The sequence below is a fragment of the Bacillus sp. SLBN-46 genome (genome assembly GCF_031453555.1).
Taxonomy (GTDB): domain Bacteria; phylum Bacillota; class Bacilli; order Bacillales; family Cytobacillaceae; genus Neobacillus.
This window is the reverse complement of sequence record NZ_JAVIZM010000001.1, coordinates 167,501-193,128: the sequence shown is the minus strand read 5'-3', so window position 1 is coordinate 193,128 and position 25,628 is coordinate 167,501. Positions and strand designations below refer to the sequence as shown.

Here is a 25,628-nt window from a genome sequence, read left to right as displayed (position 1 = left end):
ACCGACAGGACCGACAGGACCAACAGGACCAACAGGACCTCCAGGGCCAACAGGACCACCAGCTGATACAGAATGTGATTGTTGCGTTGGACCAATGACTGACATTTTTGAACAACTTGCTGCTGAAGGTATCCAAGTTTCTGTTGGAACAACTTCACAAACAAGTAATGGCGGTATTAACAACGTAACCATTGATTGTGTTATTGATGGATTCTTCCTTGCTGATAATGGACATATTGCAGCACCAATGTGTCAAATCGTAGGCGTACAGGGTGATGGTTTATTAACTGGTGTAACGCTTCCTCCAGGTCCGACTGGAATTGATCGTACAGGCGAATGTGAATGCTGTGAACAGCCTACTAGAGCAATCTTGGAAATGATTAGAGGCATAACAGCGACAGCCGATTACTTTACTGATGGGTTCTTTGACAATATTCAGAATGCGACAATCGTTGATATACAAGAAGGACTTGTAAAAATTACAACAGGACAAGACACATTTATCCTTAGTACTTGTCATATCGCAAAGATTCAAGACATTAGGGCAAATGGAGCATCTCAGGGCGCAGGTTTAACATGTGAACCATTATAAAAATTAAAACCATCAGCGGTGCTTGTCAGGTTTGGCAAGCACTGTTCTTTTTTTAATACCAACATAGAATAGAATAAAATGTAAAATGGAGGCCAACGTGATACAGGAACTTCGTTCAAAAGAATTTAATATGAGATTAGAAAGAGTTAAGTTAGCCAACAGTCAGAAATTAATACAATCAAACAAAAGGATCAATCAGCTGCATATTGTCTACGCCATGACACACGTAGGCATATCCGGCGGTGTAAAAGTCATCCTTGAGCATGCCAACAGGCTGCACAAAGCTGGCGCTAAAGTAACCTTGGTATCCCATTTCCAAAAACCATCCTGGTTTCCGATTGAAGCAGAGTATCTGCAAATTCCCTTTGAACTTGAACTGGCAAAAGGGATTCCCCTCTGTGACCTCATTGTCGCTACCTACTGGGATCATATTCAAGCATGTATTGAAACAGGTATAGCTCCGGTTGTTTACTTTGAACAAGGAGATTTTCATCTATTTGACTATGATTCTATGAATCCTACATTAAAGACTTTCATTCAGAAACAATTTGAGGTTGCTCCTTTTATTTACACTGTCTCCCATCAGGCATCCAAGCTCATTACTAAGATCTACGGCATAGAAGCACAGGTTTTTCCAAATGCAGTTGATGAGACACTATTCACTACAAATGGAGAAAAAGAGCAAGGAGACCGGCCATACCTGTTAATGGTGGGGGGAGAAAGCGCAAAATTTAAAGGCATTTCTGACATTATCACAGCGTACGACAAAGTAAAAAGTGAATTTAATATGGATTTATATTGGATCACACCAGAACAGCCATCTGAAGCAATGAAAAAGAGAGTAACAAAGGTGTTCGTTAACCCCACTCAGCAAAAAATCAGCAATCTCTATAGAGGGGCATCCTTGTTTATTTGTGGATCGTCTTATGAGAGTTTTTCACTTCCGACGCTAGAGGCAATGGCATGTGGTTGTCCTGTTGTTACTACAAATAATGCAGGGATACTCGAATACGTGGTAAATCAGGAGAATGCTTACATTTGTCAGATGAAAAATCCAGATGATATGGCTGAAAAAATCGTTCAGGTATTAGCCAGTCAAGAGATCCAAACCAAACTAAGAAAGAATGGCCTTCAAACAGCACAAAAGTATCATTGGGAAACCATAATAAATGATATCCTACACTATTATAAAAATATTGCTTCCTATAACATCCAGTCCTCAAATGACTTGAATAATTGGGAAATCGGCGTAAATGTAGAGCAGTTTTTGAACCAAGAGGATTTCGAAAAACTGAAAAGATTTTTGCTTATTACCCATGCGGATATAGTAAAAGCTCCAGTAATCTATAGTTTTGAAAAGGCTCCCGAAATTGCCAGATGGGAAGTCATTGCACATCGTAAAAATGGGAGCGAAGGGGATACAGAGCATTGTTTTTGTCCACTAAAACCACCTAACAAACTTCAGTTATTTAATCTCCCCGGCTACAGCTCATTTTTATTAAGGGAGTTTGAAAGGGCATTAGATGAGTTTAATGACTTGCATGATCAGCAAAAAAATCCAAAAGAAAAAGCGGTAGCCGCCCGTTGGATTATTCTCACACTTGTGAGACTGCAGAGGAAACAAGAAGCAAAGAAAAGATTAAAAGAATTTATTAGCCAATACACTCATAACTCTGATCTTTATTTATTGAATGCAATGCTCCAAGAGGAACCTAAAATAAAATCGTCTTCCATTGAATCGGTCAAACTATTAGGTGACGCCTCATCCTTCCCAGAGTTTTTCTTTCATGTGCAATCACAGTGGGAGGCACTTCTATCTGATAAATGAATATACCTAAATTGAACTCATTGTGGAGATTACTTAACTTTTAGCTAAAGGAGTTTTTCGATTGACCTATTCATTTTCCCAAGCGCAATGGGAGTACTTATTTAGACTTGGATATCCAGGTCCATGGGATAAGGGCTCATTGGCTTCTGAAGCTATGTATCGAGGCGGCGAGGCAATTGTTAAAAGTAAATTATTAAAAAATCAATACCTTCCTTATAATTTGGAAGAAATTATTGAAGAAGGCATGAAACATCTTTCCAAGGATCTGATTCACTTTCAAACAGCAAGTGAGGTAGAACAACAGCTTATACAGGCACTGATTGATAAACAAGGCTTTAGCGTAATACGAGTCGGCGATGGGGAAATTCTGGCATTGGCTCATGATATTTTCGTCTCTTCTGCGGAAATAAATAATAATTTCCGTTTAAAAGGAATGGGTGGATTTAGCGTACCTAATCATGAAAAAAGAGATTTACTGGTAAAGAACCTTTTAGAGGCTAATATTGTAGGTATTCCGGAAGCTAGATATCCCACCTATCAAAGAATGTTTAATCAAGTTGCCAAGCATTTTGCCCTTCCACTGAACAAGATGAAATTAACAACTTCGCTAATAAACTACAAGTTAAATCAGGAGACGACATTTATTCATCATGTGTTAGAAAATTATCGAGTATTGCTTATCGGTAACCGTTCACTAGATGGTAAGGAATTTTTCAACAAGAAGGGTTACAACTCTATTGTAGGTACGATTAAAGTTCCTGGATTTAATTCTATACAAACCGTGATGGAAGAGGTTCAAAATTATGAATTTGACATTGCCTTTGTTTCAGCTGGTGTAGCAGCAAATCTCATTTGTGTTCAACTGGCTAAGCAAAATAAGGTGGCACTGGACTTTGGACATTTACTGGATGGATATATATCAGGCCAAAGAATATTAAGCAAATAAGAATTCTCTCACCATCTTTATGTTGATTGATATGAGGTGCATTCATGATAAGTATAATTTTACCAGTGTACAATGGTGAACAATTTTTAAAGGAAACAATTGACAGTATCTTTGCACAAACAGAAAAAGATTTTGAGTTGATAATTATTAATGACGGTTCAACTGATAACAGTAAAGAGGTAATAAAATCATATGATGACAAACGAATCCGTTATTTTGAGCAAGAAAACAAGGGCGTAGCCGAAGCGTTTAATAGGGGATTAGAGGAAGCAAAGGGAGATTATATTACCTTTCATGGTGCGGATGATATTTCTCTTCCATATCGTTTTGAAAAGGCTGTTGGAATTCTTAAAAATGAGGGTATTGGCTACGTTCATTCTGACATGCTGTTAATTACGGGAAACGGCTCTCCACTTGGCTATTGGGAATCCAGCAACATTTCACCCGATCAAATTTATTCGTTTTTTCTAAACGTGGGTACTCCATTTAATAACGCTTCTATTGTCTTTAAAAAAGAGGTAGTTAAAGATATCCGTTACGATCCAACCATTAAAGTAGGTTCTGATACAGATTTTATATTAAAAATAGCTAGAGAAAACTATATTTCTTATCACATTCCAGAACCATTGTATATATACAGAAGACATATGAAAAATGTGACCAATCAGAAAAGCTATGATGTGCTGGCACGTCATATAAAGTTGAACATTTCAAATGAAGATTTAAAAAGAGTTTCTGAAGTTGACTGGAATCCTGAAGAAGGAAACCAAAATCTGTTTACTGCTAAATTAATTGCTGGTATTGCTCTTGCTAGAAGATGGATGTTGAATGAAGCCTTCATTCTCTTTAATGAAGCCATTCCATTAATAAAAAGTGAACGAGATCGTACATTTTATGAAGGAATGAAGGGGCTTATCGAAAAGGATTATCAAAGGGCTTTTAATCATTTTAATAAAATAGAAAATCGTAATCATCTAGAGGAAAATTACCTAGGAGAAGCCTTGCTATTATTAAAAAAATATAATCAGGCATATACACATTTTTTAAAAGCCTTGGAACTATCTCCTGACTATCATTCTCCTGTACAGAACATAAAAGCAGTAGGAATTATCAAAGGATACAATGTCATAGATAAACAGGTAAATAAATATAAATAACTCCACTTGCATGTCACATTTGGGATTATTGAAGGAAGTGTTAAATTGAAAGATCGGATGAAAATATTGATTTTAATTAAGCCCTTTTGGAGGAACTTTCCTAAGCATAAACCAAAATATGAAACGATCACGGCCATAGAGGATTTTGCCGATGTAAGATATTGGTACAGTAATGGAAATATCCATGATATTATGAAAAAATTAAACTTTACTCCTGATTTTATTCTCCATTATGACGTTGCGTGGGGATATGCTTTATCTCCATACATTACTGGACTCGACACAATCAATATCCCTAAAGGTTGTATAGTTATCGATATTCATTATTTTCCTGAGTTTAGGAAGGAGTATTTTGAAAAAAACAAGATTGATTTGATTTTTTCCCTTACAAAATCTCCATTTTTAAAAACATTTCCCCAATATAAAGAGAAATTTCGCTGGTGGCCTTTTGCAATTAATCCCACTATTTTTAAAGATTGGCAGTTAGAAAAGGATATAGATTTCTTACTAATGGGTCAGGTTTATGATAGGGAAGGGATTACCACAAACAAAACAAATACGCCTAAGGGAAGGTATCCTTTCAGAGAAGAGGTACTTCTAAAAATGAGAAATTTAGATGGTTTTGTTTTTCATTCTCACCCGGGACATGGTGCCCCCTCAGATGCTATTCTTAATGAAAAATATGCCAAAGAGTTAAATAGGTCTAAAATATTCTTCACATGTGGCGGATCATTAAAATATCCAGTATTAAAATACTTTGAAGCCCCTGCATGTAAAACGCTGCTACTCGCAGAACCAGTGCAGGATATTCTTGACCTTGGATTTAAAGATGGAGAGCATTTTATTGCTTGTGATCCATCCAATTTCTATGAAAAAGCCATATATTATATTGAAAATGAAGAAGAAAGAAATAGAATTACCGATAATGGATTTGAATTTATTCATAAGCACCACACAAATGTAGCTCGAGCACGACAATTAAATGAATATATTGGTGATTTTTTAAAAAAGCAGCCTAATTAAAGGAGGAGTTTAATGAATCTATTAGGCTATTACGAAAGTTTAATTGAAAAATTCCCTGAAGGAAAATTAGGAGAAGGATTAGAACCAACCTTTCCAGGATTGTCCTATCAACCAATGACCTATGGATTACTGCTTTCTTCAGAATCCATTTACTATAAGAAGTTTCCGAATAAAAATAGTGTGAGTAGAATCATAGAGTTGATTGATTGGCTTATTGACAATAGTGATTTAGATGAAGATGGTGTTCCAGGCTGGGGGTTACCTCATGAATGGGATGCATTTCAGGATGGATCAATAAACCCTGCCAATCACCCGTATACAATTACAACTTCTATTGTCATGAATGGTTTTCTTGATGCCCTTTCAACACCAGACTTAGTGACGAGAGATAAAAAAATTCGGATCCAAGAAATTTTGACTAGGGTTAGCCTTCAATGGTGCCGTCATGTATGGACCGATAATGAAACAGGAGGTTTCTTCTGGTATAGTCCAAATGTAGCAGATAATTATTTTACACCCAATGTTTCAGCTATGTTTTTAGGAACCTTATCAAGGCTTTTAAATGAACAAAGCAAATTATTTAATGCAACAGAATATGAATTTATACAAAAGCGGATTGATTCTGCAGCCGAAGCCATTATTTCAAATGTAAGTTTGATTAATGGGTATCCGCAGTGGAGGTATAGCATCTATAATGATCCAAGTAAAAAAACAAAATTAAATGATCTTGTGCACCATGGCTATATTATTTGGGGGATGGAAACCTATAGAGAAAATGGGGGAAGACATGAATTGCCCTGGACAATAGACCAATCCGTCGCATCCATTGATAGTTTTATAGTAAAAAAGAGTGTACAAAGGTACCAAAATAAAAAAGATCCCGCAAGACTTTGGGGAGTGGGGATGGCTTTAGCATTTTTTTCCGAATATGCTGATATACAAAGAGTAACAAATTGTATCGAAATTATTAATGAAGTCTACGGGCCATTTCCTAATCTGAAACTGTCTCCAACAAAAAATTCCAAGAATAAATTATTCTATCCACGATACGCAGCACATGTATTATGGGGACTTGCATTAAGTCTATAATCTTAATACGAAGAAACCATATCTTTGAAGTAAGATATGGTTTCTTTGTATTGTTATTTGAATAATTAGGAGATTAAGCTGTAGGTGCTAAAAAATCCTGAACATTCTTTATAAATTGCTGTGCTCTGGCATCATTTGTGTGATGTGAATGGATAAATTGGTATCCATTCTCCGTAATTCTATTTCTTTCCTCTTCGTTTTCTAAATAATACATGGCTTTTTCATAAACATTAGTTTCATCACAAGCAACAAAATTTACTCCATCTTCAAACCCTAAATCCAGTATATCCTGCACAGGCTTTGCCATTAAAAGGGTCCTTGAGGCTGGGGCTTCAAAATATTTTAAAACAGGGTAATTAAATTTCGACCCGCATGTAAAGAACATTTTTGACCTATTTAGCTCTTTAGAATATCTTTCATTAAGAAATGCTTTCGAAGTGCTTTTTGCGTAATGGCCAGGGTGTGGGTGAAAAACAAATCCCTTAATATCTCTCATCTTAACTAATACTTCTTCTCTAAAAGGATATTTCCCTCTTGGTGTATTTGTTAAATTTCTACTTTTCCGTTCACGGTCAAATACCTGGCCCATTAATAGAAAATTAATATCTTTTGACATAGACCAATCTTTAAAAACATTAGGATTAATTGCAAAGGGGAACCATCTAAATTTTTCTTTATGCTGGGGAAAAGTTTGTAAAAAACGTGACTTTGTGACAGAAAAAATCAAATCAATTTTATTTTGTTTAAAAAACTTATTTCTTTCTTGGGGATTATAATGAATATCTATGACAAAACAGCCTTTAGGAATATCGATATCAGCTAAACCGGTAATTATGGGGGCAAGTGCACTTCGCCAAGCAAAATCGTAATGTAATATAAAATCTGGATTAAAATCTAATTCATTCAGTATATCCTTGATTGCTCCATTTTTATGCCAATAACGAACTTCAGCATACTGTTCTATGGCTTTTATCATATCAAATTTTGGCTGATGCTTAGGAAGGGAGTTTCCAAAAGATTTAATCAAGATTAATATTTTTAACTTATTGTTCAAGAAATACACTCCTCTCTACTTCACGCCAATTCCTATATATCTCATGCCTAGCATCTCAATCTTTTCCCTATCCAAAGCATTCCTGCCATCAAGTACTAACTGACATTTAGTAAACTCTTTAAAGTCTTGGTCCTTGTATTCGTCGTGGAAAGCCTGCAAAATAATAGTGTCAATTTCCTTTGAAACATCATTCAAAAAAGGTATTACGCCAAAGGAAGAAATCTCTTCTTTCGTGTATAAAGGATCATCGATGTAAACTATGGCTCCTTTTTTCTTTAATTCATTAATCAGTAATAAGGTTGAGGATTTTGTATGTTCTTTAACATTTTCTCTGAAGGAAAGACCAAGTATTAAGACTTTTTGTTGTTTCAGAGAACCTGTGCTTTCTTCTATTACACGTACTGCGTAGCTGGCCATATTGTCATTTATTTCTCTGGATAATGTAACTAAACCAGAGCCTAAACCATTATTTATAAAGAAGTAGGGATATACGGGGATACAGTGGCCCCCAACGCCGACTCCTGGTGAATGAAGGTTAGAAAAAGGTTCGCTATTTGCTGCTTTAATCACTTCTTTTATATTTACTCCCAATTTATCTGCATATACAGCTAATTCGTTTACCAAAGCAATATTTACATCACGATAAACACTTTCAGCAACTTTAGTAAATTCAGCTGTTTCTAAACTACTTACTTGTAAAATAGTACAATTTAAAGCTTTTTTATAAAACTCTGTAACTAGCTGTAAACTTTTTTCATTTAACCCGCTGACCACTTTAGGATAGTTTGCCAAATCTTCAATGATTCTATTGGAGTAAACCCTCTCTGGACTATAACCTAAATAAAAATCTTCACCCATAACTAGACCTGAGATTTCTTCTATCCTCTTACCAAAACGATTCCTTGTATCACCTGTTGGCAATGTGGTTTCAAAAATGATTAGGGTCCCTTTTTTGATTCCTTTGCCTATTTCTTCGACTGCTGAATCGATATATTGATAATTTACTTCATCACGATCGTTTACTAAAACCGGCACAATAACAATGACAATGTCTGATTTGGAGACAGCGTCGGCTGTTTTGGTTGTTGCCTGAATTGTTCCAGTTTGGTGTGCTTTCTCTAATAATTTGTCAAGTCCTGGTTCATTGTTAATATGGGAGATTCCCTTATTAACATGGTTTACAACAGCTTCATTTATATCTGCTCCAAACACACGATAGTATCCACTGTTTGCAAATACAGCCGCTAGAGTTAATCCTATTTTTCCTAATCCTACAACAGTTACTGGTTGCATAAACACAGCTCCTTTATTGAATATTTGTGAAAGAGCTCACACATTTAGGAAATTAATGTTAATCGCTCAATGCATTACTTTTTATATTATGCGAGGGGCTTATAAGATGTCCTTTATGTAACTAAATTTGTCCAATATAAAACGTCTATTTTAAATGAATGGACACCCGTATTTTTTCAAATGCCCATTATAAAAAAGAAAACCAAAAACCCATACCATTCTATGGTTGTTTTAATAGGATAATAAGAGAATTTTAAGAACTTCCATGATTACTAACATAATGAGAATAGGTGTCAGAAGAGAGGGATTTGTTTGAGTGATAACAACTCTATTCCCAAAAGCTTAATTCTTGGGAAAAATGTCGTAATTGAAGACAATGTTCATTTTGGAGAGAATGTGACCATCGGTCATAATTCAGTCATATTAGAAGGAACCTATATTGGGGACAACGTTTCAATCGGAGCAAATTGTATATTAGGGATCAGACCAGGTGGGAATAAAAAGATGAGAAAGCCTGGAGATTCCTTAAATTCACTGCATATTTATCCTAATACTAAAATTGGGAATCTCGTTTCCATTTATACAGCCGTAGTGATATATGAAAATGTATTTATAGGTGATCATGCAAGCATTCGGGAAAATGTTTCTGTTGGAAGCGGTTCTGTTATTGGCCGGGGGGCAATGGTTGAACTAAATTCACAAATAGGGAAGAATGTCACAGTGCAAACCCTTGCATATGTAACAGGAGATACGATTTTGGAGGATGATGTGTTTATTGGTCCATGTGTATCTATGTCAAATGATAAATACATGGGTGCTAAAGAATTCACATTAAAGGGACCACATATTAAAAAAGGGGCAAAAATCGGGAATAATGCTTCATTACTGCCTGGGGTTACGGTAGGAAGTAATACAATTGTAGGCGCAGGATCCGTTGTTACAAAGGATTTAAACGATAATTCAACTTACGCTGGAGTACCTGCGAAAATGATAACCTCCAAAAATACTGATAATGGAGGGGAGATCAAGTGAGCATACCTATGGTTGATTTAAAAAAAGAGTTCGAAATATATGGGGATGCTATCAAACAGTCTGTTTTAGAAGTGTTGGAAAGCGGCTCATATATTCTTGGTGAAAAAGGACAACAATTTGAAATAGAACTAGCTAGTTATCTAGGTTGTCATTACACGGCCGGAGTAGCCAATGGAACAGATGCTTTGCTGTTAGCACTTGAAGCATTGGAAATTGGTCCGGGGGATGAAGTAATTACTACACCTTTTACCTTTTTTGCAACGGGAGAAATGATTGCAAGAGTAGGTGCCAAACCTGTTTTTGTAGATATAGAACCGGACAATTATAATATAGACCCAAAGAAAATTGAAGCAGCTATCTCGAAAGATACAAAGGCTATCATCGTTGTTCATCTGTTCGGTAAGGCAGCTGACATGGATGCAATTATGAGGATTGCTTCTGAACATAACTTAAAAGTGATTGAAGATGCATGCCAAGCAATTGGAACAGAATATGGGACAAAGAAAACAGGTACAATTGGAGACATTGGCTGTTTTTCATTCTTTCCGTCCAAAAATCTCGGGGCATTTGGTGATGCAGGGATTACTGTTACAAACGATAAAATGATTTATGAGAAATTGTGTCAACTCCGGAACCATGGGAGTAAAGAGAGATATCTACATTCCTATGTAGGAGTAAATAGTAGATTAGATGAGATCCAAGCTGCCATTTTACTTGAAAAAATTAAATATCTGGATATATTTTTGTTTAAAAGAATGGGAATAGCAAACACTTATTCTCGTGAATTAAAAGACTTAATAAAGACGCCAGCTATTTATAATGATCGGTCGCATACCTTTCATCAATATTGTATCGAGGTAGAAAATCGAGATCAGCTCTCTGCCTTCTTAAACGAAAAAGGAATTTCCACAGGAATCTATTATCCAGTCCCACTCCATTTGCAAAAAGCCTTGAGTTATTTAAATCATGAAAAAGGTGCTTTCCCTATTGCGGAAAGGGTAGCTCAACATATTTTGGCTCTTCCCATCAATCCAACAATGACTGTTTCCCAACAAGAATTTATTATCTCTGAAATTAAGAATTTTGTAGGTGCTTCCAATTGAACTTAACTAGAATAGGGGTTGTTGGAGCAGGAAAAATGGGAACATACCATTGTTATAAATTAATGCAAATGAAGAATGTGGACTTCGTTGGTGTCTTTGATAAAGACATACAAAAGGCAGAAGTGATTAGCAAGAAGTTAAGTGTACGTGCCTTTGAAAGTTATCAGGAGCTATTAAAAAGTGTAGATGCAGTTGTTATTGCTGCACCCACTAAATTTCATTTTACCCTCGTTGAAGAAGCGGTTAATCATCAAAAACACATTTTTGTTGAAAAGCCTTTTACTGTTTCCATGGATGAAGCTAATAGATTAAAGGAATTACTCAAGAATAAGGACTTGATCGTTCAGGTAGGACATGTTGAGAGGTTTAACCCTGCTGTCCAGCAACTTGCTCATTGCATCGAAAGCGAAAAATTGATGAATATTGAAGCCAAAAGACTGGGGCTTTCAAATAGAATTCAAGACAGTGATGTTGTTCTGGATGTAATGATTCACGATATCGATATTATTCTCAGTCTAGTTAAAAGCCCTATTAACCGCATTTCGGCTGAGGGTATCTGTGTGTCTAAAAAAGGATATTATGACACTGTTACTGCATTGCTTTCTTTTGAAAATGGAGTTATGGCAACCTTAACTGCTAGTAATGTATCACATGAAAAAGCAAGAACATTAACGATTGTAGAAAAAGACAAAGTAATTAAAACCGATTATTTGACTAGAAGGCAGAAAATTGTCAAAAATGAAGCGGTCAATTTTGATACCAAGCTTCCTTATGGAACCGAAGCTATCGTTATTGTTTTGACGATCCCGCCTTTGGATCCGCTAATGGAAGAATTGAATCATTTTATAAATTGCATTCATACTAATCAAACACCAATTGTTGGTGTAGAAGAAGGGGCAGCAGCAGTCGAAGTGGCTCTTAAAATAAAGGACATACTTGAGAAAAGAGGATAATATATTAGACAAAATCCCCTTAAAGGCTCTGCCTCTAAGGGGATTTATATTACTTTTTATTTTTTTTTAAGTAATCATTAAAAAACTTCTCATTGAACAGAACCTGCTTATCATTAGGACGGTATTTTTTTGCCATTTTATTATGTTCAATGGATTTCTCTACATTCCCCAGTTCCCAGTGACAGACACAAAGTGCTAGATGGGGGTACCAGGTAGAATAGGCTTCGTTTTGGAAGCCTGAAGTGATTTTTTTCTTTTGATAGGCAATGTCATACCAGAAGACGGCTGTCTGATAGTATTTTTTCGCTTTAAACTGATCCCCTAACCGGCAGCAAGTTTCAGGCCGAGGGACATCATAAGCTAATGTTTTTAATAGGGCGTCCATTTCCTCCTCTTTCTCACCTCTACGTGCATGGATATCTGCCAAATAAAGGCAAGCTCGTATGTTATCTTCAACCCAGCCCTTTTTACCACCAAGAAACTCATTATAATAAATGATCGCTTTTTCATATTGTTTATGATCACGCAACTCATTTGCATAGTAAAATAAGTCCCTTGGGGAAAAATCTTCGCCTTTTTTTATTCTATTTTCATAGATTCGTAAATTCCTATCAGATAGGTGAGTACTGGCGTTTTTGATATATTTTTTATGCTCCACAGCAATATCAGCTAAGATGATCTTGCCGCCGACATCCAGATACTCATGTACTGGCCCGTTCCATTTAAAGTCCTTACTTCTTTTCACCAAGCGATTTCTTCTGTAATGAAAAGAGGGGTTCCCATATTCATCCCTGTCGATAACATAAATCATTGACACTGCATCGACACTTGAATCCAGCCCTGCTTTTAATTTCTGGAATTTCTCCTGATCATTCGGGAGTAACACATCGTCGGCATCCAGCCACAGAATATAATCCATAGTTGCCTGACTGAAAGCAAAGTTTCGGGCTGCTGAAAAATCCTCAATCCATTTGAAGTCCAATACTTTATCTGTATACTGTTTAGCAATTTCTTTTGTGCGATCCGTTGAACCCGTATCCACAATAATGATCTCATCACAGATTTTTTGAACACTTTGGAGACAGTTAGCTAAAACTTCTTCCTCATTTTTCACAATCATACAAAGACTAATGGTTGGCATTAAGTCACCTCTTAATAAATGATTTCTCATCATTTTATGTGAATGGACAAAGATTGGAACCTTTTAAACAGATAGATTTATGCCTGTTCTTTGATGGTATCTAGATTTTTAACCATATTTGTTAACACCCAGTCCCAGTGCTTAGTCTTATGCATAGGATGTTATGAAGTACAGACCACTAAGATAGGAAGGCCTTTAAAATGATCCAATTGTTAGAACATAAACAGGTTATCATGGATGAGTACTGCCATTATCCAGTAGTATTTTACCTGCAAGGAGGTAAGATCTTAAATAGTAGCGGTTTGTATAGAAAAAGGTCATTTATGACAAAGTTCTTTTTAATCCATTCTATCGAGGGCAGTTGTATCAATCTAACACTATTAAAACCAAGTCAGCACTGCTCTAACCAGTTGATCCTTGTTCCAACCGAAACGTGTATAACTCTTGATTTGAAATGCATTTGTGGTCTCCAATTCTTACCTTGCATTCCAGTGGGGGAATGTGAACATAATCCAATTATTATTAAGGACTGCATATGTGCACCTTTTGTTATTTTACCTGGCTATAAAGAGACTGTTTTATGGAAAACAAATCTCACCTCTGCCTTTAGTGGTTCTCTCAACATATGCATCGAGGAAGGCTTACATGAGAGTTTGGAATTAAGAGTGTACCATCATGATTTGCATGAATACCGAACGTATCCTATTTACCAAAAGGAAGAGTTTTTTATTTTTCAAGACTGCAAAATGATTACACTCAACAGAAAAGCATCTTCACAAAAAGTAAAAGGAATATTTGAAATAGAAATGGCAGGCGAAATTATGGACGAAGTAGTTCCTTCCTTTTTGCAATAGTTCATGCGAAGAGGATGGAACTATTTTTATTAAAGGGTAACATCTGATGAAACATTTTCTAGCTTTCTTTCGTCTACTAATTATTCAGTTTTTGAATATTGTGTGACTTTACATACAGGAGATTTCCATAAAATAGAGAATACATATTGATAAATGGTCGATTAAATAAGGAGGAGTCAACTTGTCATTAGAACAAATGAATCCCACTATAGAGAAAATACTAGCAAACATTGAAAAGGTTATGATTGGAAAAAGGAACGTAGCGGAACTCAGCCTCGTTGCTTTACTGGCAGAAGGGCACGTGTTATTAGAAGACGTTCCAGGTGTAGGGAAGACGATGATGGTTCGAGCACTTGCCAAATCGGTAAATGCTAACTTTCGTCGAATTCAATTTACCCCGGACTTATTGCCATCGGATGTAACTGGCGTTTCAATTTATAACCCGAAAGAAATGGAATTTCAATTTCGTCCAGGTCCCTTAATGGGTAACATTATTCTTGCCGATGAAATCAACCGGACATCTCCGAAGACTCAGTCTGCCTTGTTAGAGGGAATGGAGGAAGCGAGCGTTACCATCGACGGAGTGACACATAAACTGAAAAAGCCATTTTTCGTTATGGCGACACAAAATCCGATTGAATATGAAGGAACATATCCCCTTCCGGAAGCGCAGCTGGACCGCTTTCTGTTAAAAATGAAGATGGGTTATCCGGAGCTGCACGAGGAAATGGAAGTATTGAATCGAGCACAAAAGGTACCGCCGATTGAGGATCTCTATCCTGCTATCGACCTTGAAGGCCTGCTCAATTTACAAAGAGAAATCAAAGACGTGTTTGTTGATGACAGTATCAAGCGTTATATCGTTGATATCGTCAATCGGACGAGGGGACATGGAAGTGTGTACCTTGGTGCAAGCCCAAGGGGATCGATTGCCCTGATGAAAGCGGCCCAAGCCTATGCGTTTATGTTTGGCCGTGATTATGTGTTACCAGATGACATTCAATATCTAGCTCCATTTGTTTTATCCCACCGGATTATCTTAAAGTCAGAGGCCAAATTCGAAGGGATTTCTGCAGAAGAAGTGGTGAACCGGGTGGTTGCAAGAGTTCCTGTACCGGTACAAAGGCTTGTGAAGTAGGATGAAAAAGTTGTGGAATCCATTTAAAAAAATATGGAGATTTATCCTATTGCTTTTTTTGATTTGTCTCACCTTCTCGTATGCCATGTTTCAGGGAGGGTTCGTTAGCTGGTTTTTATTTTATAGCTTTCTGCCATTTTCTATTTACTGTGTCGTGATCTCTTTTTATTCCTTAAACGAGCTTGAGGTCACACGGGTTTTACCAAAGTCAGATTATAATGCTGGCGAACCCTTGAAGGTAACCGTCACGATCAAAAGGAGAAATTCGTTTCCGCTTTTTTATTTGCTTGTCGAAGACCATTTAGATGATGCATTAAAATATGCAGAAAAGACTAGTTCGCCAAAGGCACTTGTTTTTCCGGGATTAAAAAGGGAATTTTCGTATCAATATACTATTACCAAACTCCCGAGGGGGGAGCATTTCTTTCAATCCTTTACACTGAGAATTGGAGACCCGCTTGGATTATTTGAAAAGGAAAAAACGTTTGCGTCTGAAGGGAAAATTGTCGTCTATCCTGCTTACACAGAGATATTGTACCGACCATTTGAAAATCAATATGATCAAGGGTTGACCGCTTCACGCGAGCGGGTCCAGCGCGATACCTCAATGGCGGTGGGGGTAAGGGACTATCAGCCGGGAGACCGTTTCTCCTGGATTAACTGGAAAGCCTCCGCTAAACGAAATGTGATTATGACGAAGGAGTTCGAACAGCGGCAGTCACATGACGTATTCGTTATCATGGATTGTGTGCCAGATCAACGCTTTGAACCGGTCGTTTCCTTTACAGCCTCTCTTCTACGTGCCGTTCTAAAAAAAGGAGCACAGACGGGGCTGTTAACCTTTAGTAAGGAGCGGGCTTCTTTTCCTATACGAGGGGGAGAGCAGCATCTGCAGCAGCTTTTTTATCATTTAGCAAAAATAGAAGCAAAAAGCTTACGTTCCTTTGAAAAAGTGTTAGAGAAAGAAGCGTTTTTTATTCAACAGACCGTTTCGTTTATGCTTGTTACGGCGCAATTAACCAAACCACTCATTGAAAAGGCAAGTTTTCTTGGACAAAGAAAGGGCTCAATTACGCTTTTTCTCATTAAGGGTCTAAAGGAGTCACCATCAGAAGAGGAACGCTCGCTTATTGCCATCGCGAATGCACGAGGTATTCGCATTGTACTCGTTCATGAAGGTAATTTTGCCGCTGTTTTTTCGGAGGTGACGCGATAAATGAAAAGGGATATCCCTTCGTTTTTATTAAATATGTTAGGATTTATACTTCTGTGGGAATGGCTTAGGCCAATAGAAAAATTAACCAACACGGATAATATCGAAATGTTTATTGTTTTTCTGTTGGTTTCTTTTGTTATTTCCTATTTGAACATGAAGTGGTTCTGGCAGTTTCTGATTAAGATTGTCTATATTTTATTTTCAATTAACCAATTACATTATGAAGAAGGATTCTTCCATGCAAGCTGGGTGAAGAGCTTTTTCGGCGATATTGCTTATAATATCGGTCTACTATTTAACCGCCAATGGAATGATATCACGAATGAATTTCGTTCACTGTTGTTTTTTGTATTGCTATGGCTAATGGTTTACTTAATCCATTATTGGCTGTTAAACAGGCAGAGAATTTTTATCTTTTTCTTTATGACTTTGGTGTATATCACCGTACTGGACACTTTTACACCCTATAGTGCAAAAATAGCCATTGTTCGTACTGTTGTGGCAGGATTTGCTGTGATGGGGATGCTAACCTTTTCACGAATTATCCATAGAGAAAATGTCTCATACCATCCCTCATTTGTTCGTAAATGGATGGCACCGCTGGCAATAATGATTGCTGTTAGTGTGCTCGTAGGGATTGCGGCTCCTAAGGCGGCCCCTATTTGGCCGGACCCGGTTCCGTATCTGACTGCTAATAATGATAAGGATAAGAAGGAAAGTGCTGGCGGGGTCCACCGTATTGGCTATGGCACGGATGATTCGGTATTAGGTGGACCATTTATTGGCGACAGCAGCCCGGCTTTTCAATATCAAGCAAACGGTAAAACGTATTGGAAGATGGAGACAAAGGACACTTATACAGGAAAGGGCTGGCTTTCATCTGGATCAACACCCATCTCATTTCGTCAAGAAGACCTAGTACCTGTTTTTTCTTATCCAGATACGGTGGAGACAATTAAAGAATCTGTAATTGTCAGGGCACATGTCAATTATAAGTACAACTATATTATGTATCCTGCAGGTATTAAAAAAATAGTGAAAATGCTCCCGCAAGATCCAGATGGGAATAAATTTTTCATTGATACCACCAATGAGAGGATTAGTTTCTTCAAAAATGACAACCGGCCTGCTGCACCAAAGGTTTTTACCTTAGCATTTGAAAAACCAAAATATAAAGCAACTGATTTAATCAAAACAACAAGCTTCAATCCGAATGACATGAACCCGGAGTTTTATAAAAAGTATACGCAGGTACCTGAGGCATTGCCGGAACGAGTGAGAGTGTTAGCCGAAGAAATCACGAGGGAAAAATCAAATTGGTTCGAGAAGGCAAAAGCCGTGGAAAGTTACTTTGGGAAAACGGAATATTCCTATGACCAAAAAAATGTCGCGGTACCTGGTGAAAACGATGATTATGTGGATCAGTTTTTATTTGATACAAAAAGGGGATACTGTGACAATTTCTCCTCCTCCATGGCGATTATGCTTCGAACATTGGGGATTCCAACCCGTTGGGTAAAGGGATATACGGGCGGTGATTTTCTCCAATATAGTGATGAGGATTCAGGTGAACAGGTATACGAGGTAACCAACAATAATGCCCACTCTTGGGTAGAGGTTTACTTTCCGAACCAAGGCTGGGTTCCATTTGAACCGACCAAGGGCTTTAGTAATGAGATCATTATCAACTACGAAGCTGTAGGAAATTCTGCAAACAATCCAGGAGCTACGCCTCCATTAGCACAGAAACCGCAAAAGGAAGAAAAGGAAGATCCAAATACAAAAAAGGATTCAGAAAGTACATTTGATTTTACTAAAATGTGGGAAAGTATAGCTACCGCTTTTAAAAGCAATTGGAAGATGGGCGTTTTCCTTCTCGTTATTCTCGCATTCATCGGCTGGATTCTTTACCGAATCCGGGGCAAATGGGTTCCATATGTTGTCATGCTTAGGTACAGGTTTAAAAAGAAGGATGAGAGCATCGGGGAGGCCTATTTAATCTTATTGGCTCAACTGGATCGCTATGGATTAAAACGAAAAGAAAATCAAACCCTTCGTAACTATGCTCGTTATATCGATACGTTTTTTTCAACAAGGGAAATGACGCGGTTAACGGTTTATTATGAGCAATATATGTACCATCAGCACCTTCCGAAGGGAACATGGGAAGAGTCGTATAAATTATGGGAAAATTTAATTAAAAAGACAATCGCTTGACCTGAAAAACGACCTATTGTTACAATATGATTTAATTCAATGTCTAGCTACAGCTTTCGTGAATGCATTAGCTAGTCTAATAGGTACGTTTCCTTCATATATCCTCGAAAATAGGGTTCGAGAGTATCTACCGGGCCGCCGTAAATGGCCTGACTATGAAGGCAGGATTTTTTTCTATGGGTCTTTTTACTAGAGAACTAGAATTCTGCCTTCCTACAATTTTTAGGGGGCAGATTCTAGTTTTTTTTATTTTTTTTAAAAATGGTAAAAGCTAATAAAAACTTGAGAAGATTGAGGTGGCTGTTTTGGCAGGAAAAAATGATTTGGTTATTGTTTTAGATTTTGGAAGTCAGTACAATCAGTTGATTACACGCCGAATTCGTGAATTTGGAGTATACAGTGAGCTTCACCCGCATACCATTACAGCTGAAGAAATCCGCCGTTTAAATCCAAAGGGAATTATTTTTTCTGGCGGACCAAACAGTGTGTATGATGAAAATTCTTTCCGTTGTGATGAGTCAATCTTTGAAATGGGTCTGCCGATTCTTGGGATTTGCTACGGAATGCAGCTAATGACGGTTCATTTTAATGGTAAGGTTGAAAAAGCCAAAAATAGTGAGTACGGAAAAGCGACTTTAACGGTTCAAAATCAATCCGCATTGTTTGCTGATCTACCAGATGAGCAGGTGGTTTGGATGAGCCACGGTGACCTTGTGGTTGAAGCACCAGCTGGCTTTACTGTTGACGGTACGAACCCGTCCTGTCCGATTGCAGCCATGAGTGATGAAGCTAGAAAGCTTTATGCGGTTCAGTTCCATCCAGAGGTACAGCATTCAGTTCATGGAAATGACCTTCTTAAGAACTTTGTCTTTAACGTTTGTGACTGCAGTGGCGATTGGTCAATGGAGAATTTCATTGAAATGGAAATGGCAAAGATCCGAGAGAGGGTTGGTGACAAAAAAGTCCTTTGTGCATTAAGTGGAGGAGTAGACTCATCAGTTGTTGCCGTTTTAATTCACAAAGCAATTGGGGACCAGTTAACGTGTATCTTCGTTGATCATGGTTTGCTTCGTAAAAATGAAGCAGAAAGCGTAATGAAGACTTTTTCAGAGGGCTTCAATATGAATGTTATCAAAGTTGATGCCAAAGAAAGATTCCTATCAAAGCTTGAGGGCGTTTCTGACCCAGAGAAGAAGCGGAAAATCATCGGGAATGAGTTTATTTATGTATTCGATGATGAGGCGACAAAGCTTGAAGGAATTGAGTTTTTAGCGCAAGGCACTCTTTACACAGATATCATCGAAAGTGGTACAGCTACGGCTCAAACGATCAAGTCTCACCACAATGTGGGTGGCTTGCCGGAAGATATGCAATTTACATTGATTGAACCACTGAGCACTTTGTTTAAGGATGAGGTTCGCGCCCTTGGAACGGAGCTGGGTATACCAGATGATATCGTTTGGAGACAGCCATTCCCTGGTCCAGGTCTTGGAATTAGGGTGTTAGGGGCCATTTCTGAAGATAAGCTGGAAATTGTTCGTGAATCCGATTGGATTTTACGTGAAGAAATTAAGAAAGCCGGACTTGATCGTGAAATCTGGCAGTTTTTCACTGTACTTCCAGATATCCGCAGTGTTGGGGTCATGGGGGATGCCAGAACATACGATTACACGATTGGTATCCGTGCTGTTACTTCCATTGATGGAATGACCTCTGATTGGGCAAGAATTCCTTGGGACGTCCTTGAAGTGATCTCCACTAGAATTGTCAATGAAGTAGCACATGTAAACCGAGTGGTTTACGATATCACCAGCAAGCCACCAGCAACCATTGAGTGGGAATAATAGTCGAGTGATTTTATAGTTTTGCTCATATACGAACGATTTTATGTTTTTTATAAAAATCGTTCGTATTTTTTATTGACGAAGACTATTTATGCTGTTATGATAATAGAGAAATGAATAGATTGTCGAATCACGTCGTATAATATTGGGAATATGGCCCAAAAGTTTCTACCGAGCCACCGTAAATGGCTTGACTACGAGGCAGTGATTAATAGAGAGGGTTCTCTTTCCTCTGTTAATTATCTTTGCCCACGTCAACGCTCCGGTAGAATATATCGGAGCGTTTTTTGTTGTAAAAAACAGAGATTTTTAGGGGGAAAAGAATTATGCACAAATATTTTGAGTTTGAAAAATACGGTACAAATTACCGCCGCGAATTTATTGGGGGAATTACGACCTTCTTGGCGATGGCTTATATTTTAGTCGTAAACCCGTTAACTTTATCGCTTGCTTCTATAAAGGACTTTCCAGATGCGCTGAGAATGGATTATGGTGCGGTATTTGTGGCAACAGCCTTAGCATCTGCATTAGGATCCATTATCATGGGGCTCCTTGGTAAGTATCCATTGGCTTTGGCACCTGGTATGGGATTAAATGCTTTCTTTGCTTACACAGTTGTATTAGGAAGCGGGATTCCATGGCAGCATGCACTTGGCGCAGTTCTTATTTCTGGGGTGTTTTTCTTCTTATTAACTCTGACTGGACTTCGTGAAAAAATTATTAATGCGATTCCGATTGATCTAAAGCACGCTGTGGGTGCAGGAATTGGTTTGTTCATCACATTTATCGGACTCCAAAATGCAGGAATTATTGTAAATAACGATGCGACACTAGTAGGACTTGGCGATTTAACAGCGGGTAATACACTACTTTCAATCTTTGGAATTCTTATTACAGTTATTATGATGACTAGAGGAATTAATGGCGCCGTATTCTTTGGAATGGTGATCACCGTTATAGTTGGAATGATTTTTGACTTAATTAAGGTACCACATCAAGTAGTTGATACGGTGCCAAGCTTAGCTCCAACATTCGGTGCTGCCTTCTCTTCCTTCGGAGACAGTTCTTTTTACACAACATCGATGCTGGGGATTATCTTAACTTTCTTGTTTGTAGATTTCTTTGATAATGCAGGAACCTTGGTAGCAGTTGCGAACCAAGCGGGTATTATGAAAGACAATAAGTTGCCTCGTGCAGGCCGTGCGCTAATTTCCGATTCAATTGCAACGAGTGTAGGTGCTGTTCTTGGTACATCAACAACGACTTCATATATTGAATCATCAGCTGGGGTTGCATCTGGAGCTAGAACAGGGTTTGCTTCCTTAGTCACAGCAGGTATGTTCATCTTATCGCTATTTTTCTTTCCGTTATTATCTGTAGTAACAGCGCCTGTTACGGCGCCAGCCCTTATCATTGTTGGGGTATTGATGGTTTCATCTTTAGGAAAAATCGACTGGCAACGTTTTGAAATTGCAGTGCCTGCGTTCTTAACAATGATTGCGATGCCACTATCTTACAGCATTGCAACAGGTATTGCGGTAGGCTTTATCTTTTATCCAATCACCATGATTGTTAAAGGAAGAGTAAAAGAAATCAATCCGATCATGTACTTCTTCTTTGTCATCTTTGTTCTGTATTTTATCTTCTTAAAATAAACCATTTAAAGAGCTGCCACGTTGCAGCTCTTTTTTAGTCTGAATAAAAAAAAGCTAAGGTTTTACCAGTTATTTGTCACATGGTTGTCGAACTTTGTCGTTGACTTCCTGATTCACCTCTTATAACATGAAAATACTAAGATAAACATGGTGAAAAGGGAGGGAAGGGTTTGGCAAACTTACTAATTGAAAAAGTATTAAATAACAATGTCTTAATCGCTGAGCACCCTTCCTATGAAGAAGTAGTTGTAATTGGAAAAGGCATTGGTTTTAACCGAAAGCGCGGTGATTATATTGATACAGATGTAGTCGAAAAGCTTTTTGTCCTTGAAAATGAAAAAGAACAGGAAAATTACATTAAACTGCTTCCGTTTATCGATAATGAGTTTTTAGAAGTGATTATTTCCGCCATGGATTTAATCAAGCAAAGAACTCATTCTGTGCTAAATGAACATATACATGTGGCATTAACGGACCATCTTATGTTTGCCCTAACGAGAGCTTCACAAGGAATGGAAATGAAAAATCCGTTCTTAGTGGAAACAAAGGCCCTTTATCGGCATGAGTTTGAAATAGCAAAAGAAGTGGTAGGGTTAATTAAAGAAAAGACCGGAATTGACCTGCCTATTGGGGAAGTTGGATTTATCGCTCTTCATATTCATAGTGCGGTGACCAACAGAAACCTCTCCGACGTAAATCAATATTCACAGCTTGTCAGCCGGCTGGTTGAAATGGTCGAAGAGCAGTTTGAAATAGAGATTGATAAAGAAAGCATTGATTATATGAGGCTTGTTCGTCACTTGCGGTTTGCTATTGAGAGAGTGGTGAAAGGGGAAAAGGTAGAGGAACCAGAAAAAATTGCTTCCCTCTTGAAAGAAGAATATCCTGTGTGTTATAATCTCTCATGGAAGCTCATTAAAGTGATGCAGCAAACATTAAAAATGAAGGTTTTTGATGCAGAAGCAGTGTATCTAACGATGCATCTGCAGCGACTTCAACATAAATTTAAATAGCTATTATTTTTTACGTGTTACTGATTCGATCAGGCATGAGTGAAAAGTATTAATTGAATTGAAGGTTTAGGGGTAATCTATACCCATAGCCTGCATTCAATTGAACTTTTACTCATGCCTTTTTTTATTGGTATTTTTACCAATAATGTAACCGCTTTATGAGCCTGGAAAAATATTTAGGAGGTAACATTTATGTTTAAAAATGCTTTCGGTGTATTGCAAAAAGTTGGTAAAGCTTTAATGTTGCCGGTTGCACTTTTACCGGCTGCTGGGATTTTACTTGCTTTAGGTGCTGCTCTTGTAAATCCAGCCCTATTAGATTTAGCGCCATTTTTAGATAACAGTGCTGTAGCGATGGTGGCATCAGTTATGAAAAATGCGGGTGATATTGTCTTTGGTAATCTACCGCTCCTTTTTGCAGTTGGTGTTGCTATAGGATTAGCAGGCGGGGAAGGTACGGCCGGACTTGCAGCAATCATCGGTTATTTAATTATGAATGTAACAATGGGTACTGTTTTAGGCATTGACCCTAAAGAAATCAATGGCACAAATTTCGTGAGTGTCCTTGGAATTCCAACTCTTCAAACTGGAGTATTTGGAGGGATTATCGTTGGTATTATTGCCGCGACTTTGTACAATAAGTTCTTTGAAATTGAATTACCATCTTATTTAGGATTTTTTGCTGGAAAACGTTTTGTTCCAATCATTACGGCAGGAACAGCGATTCTATTGGGATTACTAATGCTTGTTATTTGGCCGCCAATCCAATCTGGATTGAACGCATTCTCAAATAACATGGTTAATGCAAACCTAACTCTTTCTGCTTTTGTTTTCGGAGTAATTGAACGTTCGTTAATTCCATTTGGTTTACACCATATTTTCTATTCTCCATTCTGGTTTGAATTTGGTAACTATACAACAAAAGCAGGTCAAGTGGTTCACGGTGACCAGCGTATATTTATGGCGCAGATTTCTGACCACGTGAAAAATCTAACTGCTGGTACATTCATGACAGGTAAATTCCCATTCATGATGTTCGGGTTACCTGCTGCTGCGTTAGCAATCTACCATGAAGCAAGACCTGAGAAGAAAGTGTTCGTTGGGGGATTAATGGCATCAGCTGCCCTAACATCTTTCTTAACTGGTATTACAGAACCAATTGAATTCTCATTCTTATTCGTAGCACCAATTCTATTCGGTATCCACGCAGTCTTTGCTGGTTTATCATTCATGGTTATGCATTTATTAGATGTAAAAATCGGTATGACATTCTCTGGTGGTTTAATTGACTACATCCTATTCGGATTAATCAACCCACAAACACATGCATGGATTGTTATCCCTGTTGGTTTAGTGTTTGCTGTAATTTACTACTTCGGCTTCCGTTTTGCGATTCGTAAGTTCAATTTGAAAACTCCAGGTCGTGAAGTAGAGGAAGAAGAAGACCAAGTACAAACAGGTAAAGCAGGTTCTGGTGATTTAGCGGCTAACATTTTAGCAGCAATGGGTGGTAAAGAAAACATCTCTCACCTTGATGCATGTATTACACGTCTTCGTGTTTCTGTTAATGATATTAAGGATGTAGATAAAAACCAATTGAAAAAATTGGGTGCGGCAGGAGTGCTTGAGGTAGGTAACAATATTCAAGCGATCTTCGGACCACGTTCTGAAACCATTAAAGGTCAAATGAAAGATATTATGGCTGGAAAAAGACCAAGCGCAACTACAGTAAATGTAGAAAAGCAAGAAAAGGCTCCAGTTGCAGCTCCAACTCAAGCCAAAGCTAACGAAGTTTTCGTGTCTCCTATTAAAGGGGAAATTAAAGAAATTACTGAAGTTCCTGACCAAGTGTTTGCTGGAAAAATGATGGGTGACGGTTTTGCAATTGTTCCTTCAGAAGGATTAGTGGCATCACCTGTTGATGGAAAGATTGTTAATCTATTCCCTACAAAGCATGCGATTGGAATCTTATCTGACGGCGGACGTGAAATCCTTATCCACGTGGGTATTGATACCGTTAACTTAAAGGGCCAAGGTTTTGAAACATTGGTTTCTGAGAATGACCGTGTTGTAAAGGGTCAGCCGCTATTAAAAGTGGATCTAGATTATATTAAAGAACATGCAACATCCACGATTACTCCAATTGTCTTCACAAACCTTGCTGAAGGCGAAAAGATTGTAATCGAAAAACAAGGTCTTGTTGATGTAAAGCAAGAAGGTATTATTAAGATCACAAAGTAATGGGAAGCCGGCCGTGAGCCGGCTTTCTTTTTTTTGCCAAAGTCCTTGATAAAGGGGTGTAGTTTAGAAATTGGCGAGTAAAATGAGGGTATTGACGAGTAAAGTGTGAAAGTTGACGAGTAAAATAGAAAATAGACGAGTAAATCATATAATTTGACGAGTAAATCATCGAAAGTGACGAGTAAGAAAGAAAAACATATAAAAAAGGTACTTCAAGAGGTGGATCAACACATAATTTG

General features: G+C 37.8%; 20 protein-coding genes and 2 riboswitches. Of the genes, 17 read left to right on the top strand and 3 right to left on the bottom strand.

Features of this window, described 5'->3' with window-relative positions; genetic code table 11:
• Positions 1-94 precede the first annotated feature (94 nt).
• From QFZ87_RS00865 to QFZ87_RS00840, 6 genes are all read left to right on the top strand, one after another.
• On the top strand, positions 95-592 hold the full coding sequence (locus tag QFZ87_RS00865; protein WP_309856620.1) for a hypothetical protein: 498 nt from the start codon (positions 95-97) through the stop codon (positions 590-592).
• A gap of 97 nt (positions 593-689) precedes the next feature.
• Positions 690-2,420 (top strand): glycosyltransferase, encoded by a 1,731-nt coding sequence (locus QFZ87_RS00860; RefSeq protein ID WP_309856617.1) that lies wholly within the window; start codon positions 690-692, stop codon positions 2,418-2,420.
• Positions 2,421-2,481: 61 nt separating this feature from the next.
• Positions 2,482-3,366: a GT-D fold domain-containing protein gene (locus QFZ87_RS00855; RefSeq protein ID WP_309856614.1), complete on the top strand. Its 885-nt coding sequence runs from the start codon at positions 2,482-2,484 to the stop codon at positions 3,364-3,366.
• Positions 3,367-3,410: 44 nt separating this feature from the next.
• A complete protein-coding gene (locus tag QFZ87_RS00850; protein ID WP_309856611.1) occupies positions 3,411-4,523 on the top strand; it encodes a glycosyltransferase in 1,113 nt (370 codons plus the stop codon).
• A gap of 192 nt (positions 4,524-4,715) precedes the next feature.
• Positions 4,716-5,546: a glycosyltransferase family protein gene (locus QFZ87_RS00845; protein ID WP_309856608.1), complete on the top strand. Its 831-nt coding sequence runs from the start codon at positions 4,716-4,718 to the stop codon at positions 5,544-5,546.
• A 12-nt stretch (positions 5,547-5,558) separates the two neighbouring features.
• Positions 5,559-6,635 (top strand): hypothetical protein, encoded by a 1,077-nt coding sequence (locus QFZ87_RS00840; RefSeq protein WP_309856605.1) that lies wholly within the window; start codon positions 5,559-5,561, stop codon positions 6,633-6,635.
• Positions 6,636-6,708: 73 nt separating this feature from the next.
• Here QFZ87_RS00840 and QFZ87_RS00835 read toward each other — a convergent pair whose 3' ends face one another.
• Positions 6,709-7,698, bottom strand: a complete 990-nt coding sequence (locus tag QFZ87_RS00835; RefSeq protein ID WP_483862241.1) for a glycosyltransferase — start codon at positions 7,696-7,698, stop codon at positions 6,709-6,711.
• Between the two features lie 6 nt (positions 7,699-7,704).
• Positions 7,705-8,982 carry a nucleotide sugar dehydrogenase gene (locus QFZ87_RS00830; RefSeq protein WP_309856600.1) on the bottom strand — a complete coding sequence of 426 codons (1,278 nt, stop codon included), beginning with the start codon at positions 8,980-8,982 and terminating at the stop codon, positions 7,705-7,707.
• Positions 8,983-9,294: 312 nt separating this feature from the next.
• Here QFZ87_RS00830 and QFZ87_RS00825 point away from each other — a divergent pair, with 312 nt between their 5' ends.
• The 3 genes from QFZ87_RS00825 to QFZ87_RS00815 are packed head-to-tail and all read left to right on the top strand — an operon-like array spanning position 9,295 to position 12,070.
• Entirely contained in the window at positions 9,295-10,014 is a 720-nt protein-coding gene (locus QFZ87_RS00825; RefSeq protein WP_309856597.1) for a DapH/DapD/GlmU-related protein, read from the top strand.
• A complete protein-coding gene (locus QFZ87_RS00820) occupies positions 10,011-11,117 on the top strand; it encodes a DegT/DnrJ/EryC1/StrS family aminotransferase (RefSeq protein ID WP_309856595.1) in 1,107 nt (368 codons plus the stop codon). Before QFZ87_RS00825 ends, QFZ87_RS00820 begins: the two co-directional genes overlap by 4 nt.
• Complete coding sequence (locus QFZ87_RS00815) at positions 11,114-12,070, top strand: Gfo/Idh/MocA family protein (protein ID WP_309856592.1); 957 nt, start codon at positions 11,114-11,116, stop codon at positions 12,068-12,070. The genes QFZ87_RS00820 and QFZ87_RS00815 overlap by 4 nt, the downstream gene beginning before the upstream one ends.
• A gap of 49 nt (positions 12,071-12,119) precedes the next feature.
• Here QFZ87_RS00815 and QFZ87_RS00810 read toward each other — a convergent pair whose 3' ends face one another.
• A complete protein-coding gene (locus QFZ87_RS00810; RefSeq protein WP_309856591.1) occupies positions 12,120-13,211 on the bottom strand; it encodes a tetratricopeptide repeat-containing glycosyltransferase family 2 protein in 1,092 nt (363 codons plus the stop codon).
• Between the two features lie 200 nt (positions 13,212-13,411).
• Here QFZ87_RS00810 and QFZ87_RS00805 point away from each other — a divergent pair, with 200 nt between their 5' ends.
• The 8 genes from QFZ87_RS00805 (at position 13,412) to ptsG (ending at position 25,389) form a co-directional block, all read left to right on the top strand.
• Positions 13,412-14,065 (top strand): S-Ena type endospore appendage, encoded by a 654-nt coding sequence (locus QFZ87_RS00805; protein ID WP_309856589.1) that lies wholly within the window; start codon positions 13,412-13,414, stop codon positions 14,063-14,065.
• Positions 14,066-14,261: 196 nt separating this feature from the next.
• Positions 14,262-15,203, top strand: coding sequence for an AAA family ATPase (locus tag QFZ87_RS00800; RefSeq protein WP_309867566.1), 942 nt, complete (start codon positions 14,262-14,264; stop codon positions 15,201-15,203).
• A gap of 283 nt (positions 15,204-15,486) precedes the next feature.
• Complete coding sequence (locus QFZ87_RS00795; RefSeq protein ID WP_309856588.1) at positions 15,487-16,419, top strand: DUF58 domain-containing protein; 933 nt, start codon at positions 15,487-15,489, stop codon at positions 16,417-16,419.
• Complete coding sequence (locus tag QFZ87_RS00790) at positions 16,420-18,636, top strand: transglutaminaseTgpA domain-containing protein (RefSeq protein WP_309856585.1); 2,217 nt, start codon at positions 16,420-16,422, stop codon at positions 18,634-18,636. It begins immediately after the preceding gene.
• Between the two features lie 74 nt (positions 18,637-18,710).
• A riboswitch (purine riboswitch) is annotated at positions 18,711-18,812 on the top strand.
• Positions 18,813-18,941: 129 nt separating this feature from the next.
• Positions 18,942-20,480 carry a glutamine-hydrolyzing GMP synthase gene (gene guaA, locus QFZ87_RS00785; protein WP_309856582.1) on the top strand — a complete coding sequence of 513 codons (1,539 nt, stop codon included), beginning with the start codon at positions 18,942-18,944 and terminating at the stop codon, positions 20,478-20,480.
• Between the two features lie 115 nt (positions 20,481-20,595).
• Positions 20,596-20,697, top strand: a riboswitch (purine riboswitch).
• A 109-nt stretch (positions 20,698-20,806) separates the two neighbouring features.
• Positions 20,807-22,135 (top strand): NCS2 family permease, encoded by a 1,329-nt coding sequence (locus QFZ87_RS00780; protein WP_308081425.1) that lies wholly within the window; start codon positions 20,807-20,809, stop codon positions 22,133-22,135.
• Positions 22,136-22,305: 170 nt separating this feature from the next.
• A complete protein-coding gene (gene glcT, locus QFZ87_RS00775) occupies positions 22,306-23,148 on the top strand; it encodes a glucose PTS transporter transcription antiterminator GlcT (protein ID WP_309856577.1) in 843 nt (280 codons plus the stop codon).
• Positions 23,149-23,340: 192 nt separating this feature from the next.
• Positions 23,341-25,389 carry a glucose-specific PTS transporter subunit IIBC gene (gene ptsG / locus QFZ87_RS00770; RefSeq protein WP_309856574.1) on the top strand — a complete coding sequence of 683 codons (2,049 nt, stop codon included), beginning with the start codon at positions 23,341-23,343 and terminating at the stop codon, positions 25,387-25,389.
• The last annotated feature ends 239 nt before the right edge of the window (positions 25,390-25,628 follow it).

What these genes read in the sequence shown, in the direction of transcription:
- QFZ87_RS00865 (WP_309856620.1), top strand. Translation starts at nt 95, where the DNA reads ATGACTGACATTTTTGAACAACTTGCTGCTGAAGGTATCCAAGTTTCT.
- QFZ87_RS00850 (WP_309856611.1), top strand. Translation starts at nt 3,411, where the DNA reads ATGATAAGTATAATTTTACCAGTGTACAATGGTGAACAATTTTTAAAG.
- QFZ87_RS00845 (WP_309856608.1), top strand. Translation starts at nt 4,716, where the DNA reads ATGAAAAAATTAAACTTTACTCCTGATTTTATTCTCCATTATGACGTT.
- QFZ87_RS00840 (WP_309856605.1), top strand. Translation starts at nt 5,559, where the DNA reads ATGAATCTATTAGGCTATTACGAAAGTTTAATTGAAAAATTCCCTGAA.
- QFZ87_RS00830 (WP_309856600.1), bottom strand. Translation starts at nt 8,982, where the DNA reads ATGCAACCAGTAACTGTTGTAGGATTAGGAAAAATAGGATTAACTCTA.
- QFZ87_RS00810 (WP_309856591.1), bottom strand. Translation starts at nt 13,211, where the DNA reads ATGCCAACCATTAGTCTTTGTATGATTGTGAAAAATGAGGAAGAAGTT.
- QFZ87_RS00805 (WP_309856589.1), top strand. Translation starts at nt 13,412, where the DNA reads ATGATCCAATTGTTAGAACATAAACAGGTTATCATGGATGAGTACTGC.
- QFZ87_RS00800 (WP_309867566.1), top strand. Translation starts at nt 14,262, where the DNA reads ATGAATCCCACTATAGAGAAAATACTAGCAAACATTGAAAAGGTTATG.
- QFZ87_RS00790 (WP_309856585.1), top strand. Translation starts at nt 16,420, where the DNA reads ATGAAAAGGGATATCCCTTCGTTTTTATTAAATATGTTAGGATTTATA.
- QFZ87_RS00780 (WP_308081425.1), top strand. Translation starts at nt 20,807, where the DNA reads ATGCACAAATATTTTGAGTTTGAAAAATACGGTACAAATTACCGCCGC.
- ptsG (WP_309856574.1), top strand. Translation starts at nt 23,341, where the DNA reads ATGTTTAAAAATGCTTTCGGTGTATTGCAAAAAGTTGGTAAAGCTTTA.